We start from the raw sequence: 9,282 nt of genomic DNA on the forward strand, positions 1-9,282 counted from the left end.
CATCATCCCGCTCTAACGATTTGTTTGAGCATGTCTTTATCCCGAAACCGGTTCCCACTTTCGGGAGACATGCTTTAACGCGGCCCCTGCAGCAAAGCGCGAGCCACCCCTTCATTGGTGACGAGGCGATTGACATAACCGGCCCGCAAGATGGCCCTTATGATGGGAATCTTGTTCAGCCCGCCCGACACCAGAACGGAAACCGGCTTCAGCTTGAGCTTGTCCGGTGGCAGGGCGATGATCGATTCGTTCAGGAAATGATCGATCGGCTGCCCCTGCGCGTCGAGGAAATAACCCAGAAATTCACCCACGGCGCCAAGCTTCAGTACCGCATCGAGATTATCCTTCACCACACGAATATGGGTGAGTGACGTTTCCGATGTCAGCGGACCGCAGGAAACGAGACCTATATCGGCAATTTCCGTGCGGGCCAGCACATCCGTCAGTTCATCGCTCAACAGGATCGCATTGCGGCTTTCGCGATTGGCGCAATAAATCGGCGCAGTGAGATAGTGACATTCGACGCCGAGGGCGCGGGCGAAATCCGTCGCGACTTCGAACGTGTTGGTCGAGGAACCGCTGGTCACGCCCCCGGTCAGGCTGACGACCCAGCTTTCGGGCTTCGGGCGGGCGCGCAGGCTGCGGACGGCAAAGCTGAGCGTACGGCCGGAAGCGATGCCCACGCCCATGTCACGCCCCGCGATCAGTTCGCTGGCCATGGTTCCGGCGGCCTCGCCGATAACGCGCTTCTGCTCCAGATAATCGTCGAGATCGGGTACGACGATGGCATCAGCGAGGCCGTAGCGGGCGGCTACCTTTTCCGCAAGTTCGACACAATCCGCCAGCGGCAGGCTGACATTGACCTGTATCTGCCCCGACTCCCGGACCTGACCGATGATCTTGTTGACCTTGAGCCGGGTCATGTTGAGACGCTGCGCGATTTCCTGCTGGGTCTGGCCGCCGATAAAATACAGCCACGCAACGCGTGCGCGTTCCTGTTCTTCATCGACAGATACAAGATACTCGTTCATTCAAAGGCCCTGAAAGTCGCGTCCAATGGTCTGATTCCGACATTTGCATCCCTCCGATACAGGTGCCGAGCAAATGTCGGAATCAAAAAGACCATTAGTAACTTTATGTATCTAGTGGATTTTTCGAATTTGACGTTTGAAACAGCATCTCATTCAGTCGGGATTCGAATGTCAAATTCAATCCACTAGCAGCGGAAATGGCGAGGCTGCGAAACAGCCTGCCCCAAGCATCCTCAACTCATTCCATAAGTACGGGTCTGTCTGCAACGACTTTTGGAACAGCCGCGCAAAGCGAAAGCGCCATGCATCCGGATGCATGGCGCTTTCGATCACAGAAGCCTGTGCCCGTCTCGTGGCAGGATCAGTTGGTTGCCGTAAACTTCGCCACCGTCAGGAAGGTAACAGCCTTGCCACTGAACTGGTTGGCGCGTTCGGTCGACAGGTTCCCGCGCTGGAAACCGGCGGTGTAAACCACGGCCGGAGCGGAGCGCAACGCATCGTTGCGCAGTACCGGATTGGTGACCGGAACGGTGCTGGTAACCGATTCGGACGACATTGCGAGTTCTGAAGCAGGCATTGCCGCAGGCTGGATCACCGGGCGTGGTCTGGACGGAGCCTTGGCCACATGGCGCGCGCCCTTGGTCGTGGCGCGAACACCGGTATTGGCAGCCTTGCCGATCGAAGCGGCCTGCTTGCGGCTAGCGGCTGAAGCCTTCGGCTTTGCTACCGGAGTGCGGGCGACCGAGGCCGTCTGCACTGCCGCTGACGCCTGTTTCGCGTCGGCGACCGGCTTGCTGTCATAGTCGTAATCGTCGGAAGGCGGCGCAATCAGTTCACCGATTTCATCCCTTCTGGAAAGCAGGGCGAGCTGGGTATCGGCGCGCGGCGCGTCCTTCGGCAGAGGGAACGCCGCCGTCTCGCCCGGCCGGGGCACCGCGACATCGCCCGCCGCATCGGCAAGCTGCGCAGGCTTTTCCTGCTCGCCATTGACGATCGCAGCAATCGCATCCTGACCGCTGGCCGACGATTGCTCGCCCGGACGTTCCGGGCGGCTTGCCGGAATGATGGCCGTTGCGAGCTGCATATTATCCGCTTCCGCCTGCGGACGGGCCGAAGGGATCGGCACGAAACCGTTCATCAGCGGCGAAGGCGTTCCTGCATCGGCAACCTGCACCGTATTTGCGTCGACGGCGGCGCGGGCAGCAGCGACAGCATCCGGTTCGACAGCGGCAAGGGCTATCGCATCCTGCTGCGCCATGGCCGGTTTGCTGGCCGGGATCGGAACATTGAGGGCCGCGACCGGCACTTCCGTCTGCGCCAGAGCCTGCGCCTGGCCATCAAGCCCCGTCTCGGGACGCGGGGCCTGCAACGGAACCGGTGCGTCGCGGTCAGGCAGGGCGGCGATCATGGTTTCACGCGGCTGGACCGGCTGTTCCGGAACTGCCGCCGGAGCCTTACGGGCCGGAGCGGCACGCGCCGGACGGGCCGTCGCGGGTGGAGCGCTCACATCGCTGTTGTCTTCTTCTTCATCGGCGCCACCGCCAAACAGCGCGCCGAAAAGGCTCTTGCTGCGGCGCGGCGTGGAATTGCTGGCCATCAGGATTTCACCACCGCCGGACTTGCGCTTTTCGATCATGGCCAGCGCCTGCTTGTAACCGGGCAGCGGCTTGCCGTCTGCCGGAATATGGGCAGTCTTGCCATCCGGGAACAGAGCAAGGAGCTGACGCCGGCTCATACGCGGCCAGGAACGCACATTGCCCACATCCATATGCACGAAAGGAGAGCCGGAACGCGGATAATAACCGACGCCGCCGATCTGGTAGCGCATCCCGATGCCGCGCAGTTTCGCCAGTTGAACGCCCGGAATGAAGAAATCCATCGCGCGGCCAAGCATGTGCTGGCTCTTTTTCGCGACGCCCCGCGTACGGGAACGCAGCATGGCATTGGTGGCCGGGGAACGATATGCGGAAACAACCGTTATATACTGGCTCGACCCGGTGGAGCGATAAACCTGCCAGATCAGATCGAACAGGCGCGGGTCCATCTTGGTCGGTTCGTTGCGGCGCCAGTCACGCAGGAAAACATTGAGCTTCTTCAGGCCTGCGGGAACGAAGCGGCCGTTTCGCTTGAAAACGATCTCGGCCTTTTCGCCGGTATGGACGTAATAAAGCTTGAGGGAGCGCGTTTCAGCGGAAGCCTGAGAAGGGGACAGCGCCATCACAAATGCAGCGGCGACAAGAGCTGACGGGACGGACACATGCGCCTTTATTCCGGTCCATACCTTCGCAAAGCGCGCTTTTATGGTCGATATGCTGCTCATCAATCGTATCGCCTTACCGTTATCCGCACCCGAGCTATTCCCTGACGTACCGTAGACCTACTTTGTGACCCCACAAAAGACCGCGTCCCGGTTCCGCTCGAACTCCGATTGTCGGATTTAATGGTTAATGGACGCTTAGTGAACAACAAATGAGGAGACACCATGGCAAAAAAGCCACACAGGCGCATCTATTTTTTCTATGGTAAAAAAACTATTAACAGTCTTTAAATGGCAACAGCTACTGTCACAAACGACAGCCGATATATCATAAATCACTAAAATTCAAATACTTGACCGATCCACACTAGCTGGCCGCGCGATCGATCGGGGAGCTTTCCACTTCCGTTTCACCGGTCTGGCCCTTGCCCGAAACCGACGCCACATCGATGCCATATTCTTTCAGCTTCCGGTAAAGCGTGGTTCTCCCGATGCCCAGACGGCGGGCAACTTCGCTGATTTGTCCGTCATAATGAGCAATTGCGAAGCGGATCATTTCCTCTTCCGCCGCGGCAAGCGTGCGCACTTCGCCCGTGCCGTCGATCCCGCTGAACAGGCCCGCCTGTTCCATGGCGCCGCCCTCAAGACCGGCCGGATCAAAAGCTGCGTCCCGATGAGCGGGCCCGATGGATTCCGCAGAACCGATCTGCGCGAAATCGTCGACCGTCAACTCGCCAGTTTCACAGAGAAGAACAGCCCGGTAAACCGCGTTTTTCAGCTCCCGCACATTGCCGGGCCAACGATAGGCCTTCAGCTTTTCCATGGCGTGGGCTGTAATGCCGGTAATATGCCCGAGCCGTTCCTCGCTCGCGAAACGCATCATGAACTGATGCAGGAGGATTGGAATATCTTCCAGCCGCTCGCGCAATGGAGGCATGGCGATGGCGAAGGAACCGAGCAGATGATAAAGGCCCGCATGGAAATGCCCCATATGGACGAGATCGACCAGAGGGCGGCTGTTGGACGCCATGATGCGGGCGTTGGAGACCGCCCGTTCCCCCGGACCGCCGGTTTCGAACTGACCGGACTGCATGGCGGCGAAAAGCCTGACCTGGGTATGGCGCGGCAGCGCGCCCACTTCATCGAGAAACAGCGTGCCGTCATCGGCTTCGGCAAGCTTTCCGAGCTGGTGCATACCATCGTCCACGCGGCGGGCATGCCGCGCGGCCGGAACACCAAAGAAAACCTCATCGGCCCTGTCGGCCGCAAGGGTCCGGCAATCGACGGCCACGAAGGGGCCGCGCCAGCGAGCGCCGCCGCTACAGATCGCGCGGGCCAGCGTTTCCTTGCCGCTGCCCGGCTCGCCCTCGATCAGAAGGGGGGCGTCCAGCGCCGCGGCCCGTCGGGCGAGAATACCCACGCGCTCCATCTCCGGGCTTTTTATCGCCATGTCGGAAAATGTCAGGTGGGATTTGAGCGCGGAACGCGCGCGCCAGATTTCCCGCGTCAGCGCGTCGATTTTCAGCACGTTGGTGACGGAAACCTGTACACGTTCGAAAGCGACGGGCTTGGTGACGAAATCGACGGCGCCGAGCTTCATCGCCTGCACGACAAGCCGGAGATCGTCGCCCTGAACGAGAACGATGACGGGAACGGTGTTGCCCGCATCGCGCATACGCTTGAGAACGGTCAATCCATCCATGTCGGGCATGGACATATCCAGCAGCATGAGAACGATATCCCTGCGCTGGCTGACGAAACCGAGCGCAGATCCGCCACCATCGGCCAGGAGGGTCCTGTAGCCCATGCGCATGACTATCGCTTCCAGATTGCGTCGATGGATCGGATCGTCATCCGCTATGAGTATGCGCGTGCTCATTAAAAGCTATTATCAACCTGTGGAATCGCCGCGCCCAAAATACTGAAAACAGTTTAAATTTCTCATATTCAACAGGCGTTATTTGGCGCCAAACTTATAACAAATGCAAGGTATCTAAATGTGCCTTAGTGTCCCATTCACAAAATTTGTTCCTGATCACGCCCGGTCGGCCCGAAGGATCAGGGTCTGACGCGCTTTTCACACCTCTTGGCGATCTTGGCAAGACATGCGAGAAGAAGCCCGATAGGAGAATGTTCATGACCCGTTTTTCAGAATCCCTTTCCTTCGGCAAGGTTTCCCATGCGCCGGCCAGCGACACGGCTGTGGCCGCAAAAACCGATCTCGGCAATCTGCCGGAATGGAACCTGGCCGACCTCTATCCATCCGCCGACAGCCCGGAACTGAACGCGGATATCGAAAGGGCGATGAAGGATGCGGCCGTTTTCGAGAACCGCTGGAAGGGCAAGCTCGCTGAGGAAGCGTCCAGGCCCAATGGCGGCGACTTCGCCGATGCGATCAGGGAATTCGAGGCGCTGGACGAACTGATGGGCCGGATCGGCTCCTATGCGGGACTCCATTATTACGGAGACACGACCGATCCCAAGCGCATGAAGCTTTTCGGCGATGTGCAGCAGAAACTGACCGACGCCAGCACCCATCTCATCTTCTTCAGCCTTGAACTGAACCGCATCGACGATACCGTTCTCGACAAGGCGATGGAGAGCAATGCGGCAATCGGCCATTATCGCCCATGGCTGACCGATCTGCGCAAGGACAAGCCTTTCCAGCTCGATGACAAGCTTGAGCAGCTTTTCCATGAGAAGTCGATCACCGGCTATAGCGCCTGGAACCGGCTATTCGACGAAACCATGTCGAGCCTGCGTTTCGAGGTGGACGGCGAGACGCTGGCCATAGAGCAGACGCTCAACATGCTGCAGGACGCCGATGGCGCCGTGCGCAAAAAGGCATCCGAAGCGCTTGCCAAGACTTTCGCGGCCAATCTGCGCATTTTCACGCTGATCACCAATACGCTGGCCAAGGACAAGGAAATTTCCGACCGCTGGCGCGGCTTTGAGGATATTGCCGACAGCCGCCACCTTGCCAACCGCGTCGAACGCGACGTCGTGGATGCGCTCGCGAAGGCCGTCGTGGATGCCTATCCGCGCCTTTCGCATCGCTATTACAAGCTGAAAGCCAGGTGGCTCGGTCTTGAAAAGCTTGAAAACTGGGATCGCAACGCGCCATTGCCGGAAACGCCGCAGGCGCTGATCCCGTGGGACAAGGCACGCGAAACCGTGCTCTCCGCCTATGGCAATTTCGCGCCGGAAATGGCCGAGATCGCAGAAAAATTCTTCGACCGGAACTGGATCGACGCCCCGGTTCGCCCCGGCAAGGCACCGGGCGCTTTTGCCCATCCGACCGTGCCGTCCGCGCATCCTTACGTGCTGCTCAACTATATGGGCAAGCCCCGCGATGTGATGACGCTGGCGCACGAACTCGGTCATGGCGTGCACCAGGTTCTGGCGGGCGAGCAGGGCGCGCTGATGGCGTCCACCCCGCTGACTTTGGCCGAAACCGCTTCCGTTTTCGGTGAAATGCTGACCTTCCGCTCGCTTCTCGCCGCCACGAAGGACAAACGTGAACGCAAGGCCATGCTGGCGCAGAAGGCCGAGGACATGATCAATACGGTCGTGCGCCAGATCGCCTTCTATCAATTTGAGCGCCGCGTCCATACCGAGCGGCGCGAAGGCGAACTGACGGCCGAGCGCATCGGTGAAATCTGGCTGGACGTACAGCGCGAGAGCCTTGGCGACGCCGTGCATATCAATCCGGGCTATGAGACCTTCTGGACCTATATCCCGCATTTCATCCACTCGCCGTTCTACGTCTATGCCTATGCCTTCGGCGATTGCCTGGTGAACTCGCTCTATGCGGTCTATCAAAACGCCGAACAGGGCTTCCAGCAGAAATATTTCGACATGCTGAAGGCTGGCGGCACCAAGCATCACAAGGAACTGCTGGCCCCGTTCGGTCTCGATGCGACCGACCCGAATTTCTGGAGCAAGGGCCTGTCGGTGATCGAAGGCATCATCGACGAACTCGAAGCCATGGAAGACTGAGCGCTGTCATGACAGGCAAGAGCGCAACGCCGCTCATCCTGTTCCGGGATGACAAGGCGGGCCGCGATGTCGTTTTCGCGGCCCCCTCGACCATCATCCGCGCCGACCGCCCGGAGGAATTCGAGCCTGCATGGAAGGCGATGCAGAAAGCCCATGGCGAAGGCAAATGGCTGGCTGGCTATCTTTCCTACGAGACGGGTTATCTTCTGGAGCCGAAACTGGTGCCGCTCCTGCCCGACGGGCGCAAGGCCCCGCTTCTATGCTTCGGCGTGTTCGACGGTCCGTCCGATGAACATATGCATATGCGTGGAGAAGACCCAGCCACTTTTCTGCGCGATCCCGTCGCCGCGTGGTCTTTCGACGATTACAGGCCGCGCTTCGAGCGTCTGCACCGCCACCTGCGCGAAGGCGACTGCTATCAGGGCAATCTGACTTTTCCCATCCACGCGCAATGGGGCGGCGATCCGCTGGTTCTGTTCAACAGGCTGGCGGCGCGCCAGCCGGTCCATTATGCTACCTATTGCGATCTCGGCGGCCCGATCGTCCTGTCGCGTTCGCCGGAACTTTTCTTCGAGGTGGATGCCGCCGGCTGGATCGAGACCCATCCTATGAAGGGCACCATGCCGCGAGGCGCCACGCCGCAAGAAGACGAGGCGAACCGCCTGTTCCTGATGAACGACCCCAAGAACAGGGCGGAAAACCGCATGATCGTCGATCTGCTGCGCAACGATATCTCGCTCGTCAGCGAGGTCGGATCGCTGGACGTCCCGGAACTGTTTCGCGTCGAATCCTATCCGACCGTCCACCAGATGATCAGCCGCGTACGGGCGAAACTGACGGACGGCCTGCCGCTGCGAGCGCTTTTTGCGGCCCTTTTTCCCTGCGGTTCCATCACTGGCGCACCCAAAATCCGCGCCATGGAAATCCTGCGCGAACTGGAAGAAAGGCCGCGTGACATCTATTGCGGCTCGCTTGGATGGATCGAGCCAAACGGGCGTATGCGTTTCAATGTCGCCATCCGCACGATCTCGCTTCTCGATGAAAATCGTGCAATCTTCAATGTTGGGGGCGGCGTGGTTTTCGATTCCACGGCGCAAGCGGAGTATGAGGAATGTCTTCTGAAAGCACGGTTCGCGACGGAACAAAAACCGGCGAACCCGATTACCAACTGATTGAAACCATGCGCTGGGAGCCTTTGTCGGGCGTCCTGCGCTACGACCTGCATATGGCGCGCCTTGAAAATTCGGCGCGCGAACTGGGCTTTTCCTGCAATATGGACGCCATCCGCCAGAAGGTCGCCGAAAGCGGCGCGGGCGAGCAGGCGCTGAAACTGCGCCTGACGCTTGCGCCGGACGGCGTCGCCTCCGTTACGGCGACCCCTTACGAACCGCTGCCGACCCAGACGATCTGGCGCATCGCCGTCGCACGGACGCGGCTCGACCACACCGATCCGCTCCTGCGGCACAAGACCACGCGGCGACAAGCCTATGTCGCGGCGCGCGAAGAATATTCGACGGCGGAAGTGGACGAAGTCATCCTGCTCAATGAACGCGGCGATGTCTGCGAGGGGACGATCACGTCGATATTCCTCGACACGGGCGGCGCGACCTGCACGACGCCCGCGCTTTCGTGCGGACTGCTCGACGGCGTTCTGCGCCGCGAGCTTCTCAACAACGGCGTGGTGGAGGAAGGCACGGTTTCGGTGGACGACCTGAAAAACGCGCGCAACATCCTCGTCGGCAATTCGCTGCGCGGCATGATCCGCGCCAAGCTGGTCGAAAGCGGGAATTCCTGAGTACCTAGAGCGGTTCCTGTTCAAATGGAATCGTTGGAACCGCTCTATCTATTTGTTTTTACGCATTTCCGGGCGCAAAACCGGTTTCCACTTTTGCTGGAAATGCACTAGAGCGGTTCAGCCTTTGACAGAATCGAAGGGGATTCCGTCGAGGCCTGTTTTGTGATTCAAGATGCTGGCTGGAGTGGAGGCCAGCATCA

General features: G+C 59.5%; 6 protein-coding genes. 3 read left to right on the forward strand and 3 right to left on the reverse strand.

What is annotated here, in order from left to right; genetic code table 11:
- Positions 1–74: 74 nt before the first annotated feature.
- The 3 genes from FHS76_RS21625 to FHS76_RS21635 form a co-directional block, all read right to left on the reverse strand.
- A complete protein-coding gene (locus tag FHS76_RS21625) occupies positions 75–1,031 on the reverse strand; it encodes a sugar-binding transcriptional regulator (protein ID WP_183658176.1) in 957 nt (318 codons plus the stop codon).
- Positions 1,032–1,392: 361 nt separating this feature from the next.
- Positions 1,393–3,351: a DUF882 domain-containing protein gene (locus FHS76_RS21630; protein WP_183658179.1), complete on the reverse strand. Its 1,959-nt coding sequence runs from the start codon at positions 3,349–3,351 to the stop codon at positions 1,393–1,395.
- 304 nt (positions 3,352–3,655) lie between these two features.
- Positions 3,656–5,167 (reverse strand): sigma-54-dependent transcriptional regulator, encoded by a 1,512-nt coding sequence (locus tag FHS76_RS21635; RefSeq protein WP_183658182.1) that lies wholly within the window; start codon positions 5,165–5,167, stop codon positions 3,656–3,658.
- A gap of 257 nt (positions 5,168–5,424) precedes the next feature.
- On the opposite strand from FHS76_RS21635, the gene FHS76_RS21640 reads away from it, so the two are divergent.
- Genes FHS76_RS21640 through FHS76_RS21650 form a run of 3 tightly spaced genes read left to right on the forward strand, consistent with a single transcriptional unit; the run spans position 5,425 to position 9,082 of the window.
- Positions 5,425–7,287, forward strand: coding sequence for a M3 family oligoendopeptidase (locus FHS76_RS21640; RefSeq protein WP_183658185.1), 1,863 nt, complete (start codon positions 5,425–5,427; stop codon positions 7,285–7,287).
- 8 nt (positions 7,288–7,295) lie between these two features.
- Positions 7,296–8,459: an aminodeoxychorismate synthase component I gene (locus FHS76_RS21645; protein WP_183658188.1), complete on the forward strand. Its 1,164-nt coding sequence runs from the start codon at positions 7,296–7,298 to the stop codon at positions 8,457–8,459.
- The gene (locus tag FHS76_RS21650) at positions 8,399–9,082 is read left to right on the forward strand and encodes an aminotransferase class IV family protein (RefSeq protein ID WP_183658192.1); all 684 of its coding nucleotides are present in this window, start codon (positions 8,399–8,401) and stop codon (positions 9,080–9,082) included. Before FHS76_RS21645 ends, FHS76_RS21650 begins: the two co-directional genes overlap by 61 nt.
- The last annotated feature ends 200 nt before the right edge of the window (positions 9,083–9,282 follow it).

Origin of the sequence: Brucella daejeonensis (genome assembly GCF_014199265.1) — a bacterium.
GTDB lineage: Bacteria > Pseudomonadota > Alphaproteobacteria > Rhizobiales > Rhizobiaceae > Brucella > Brucella daejeonensis.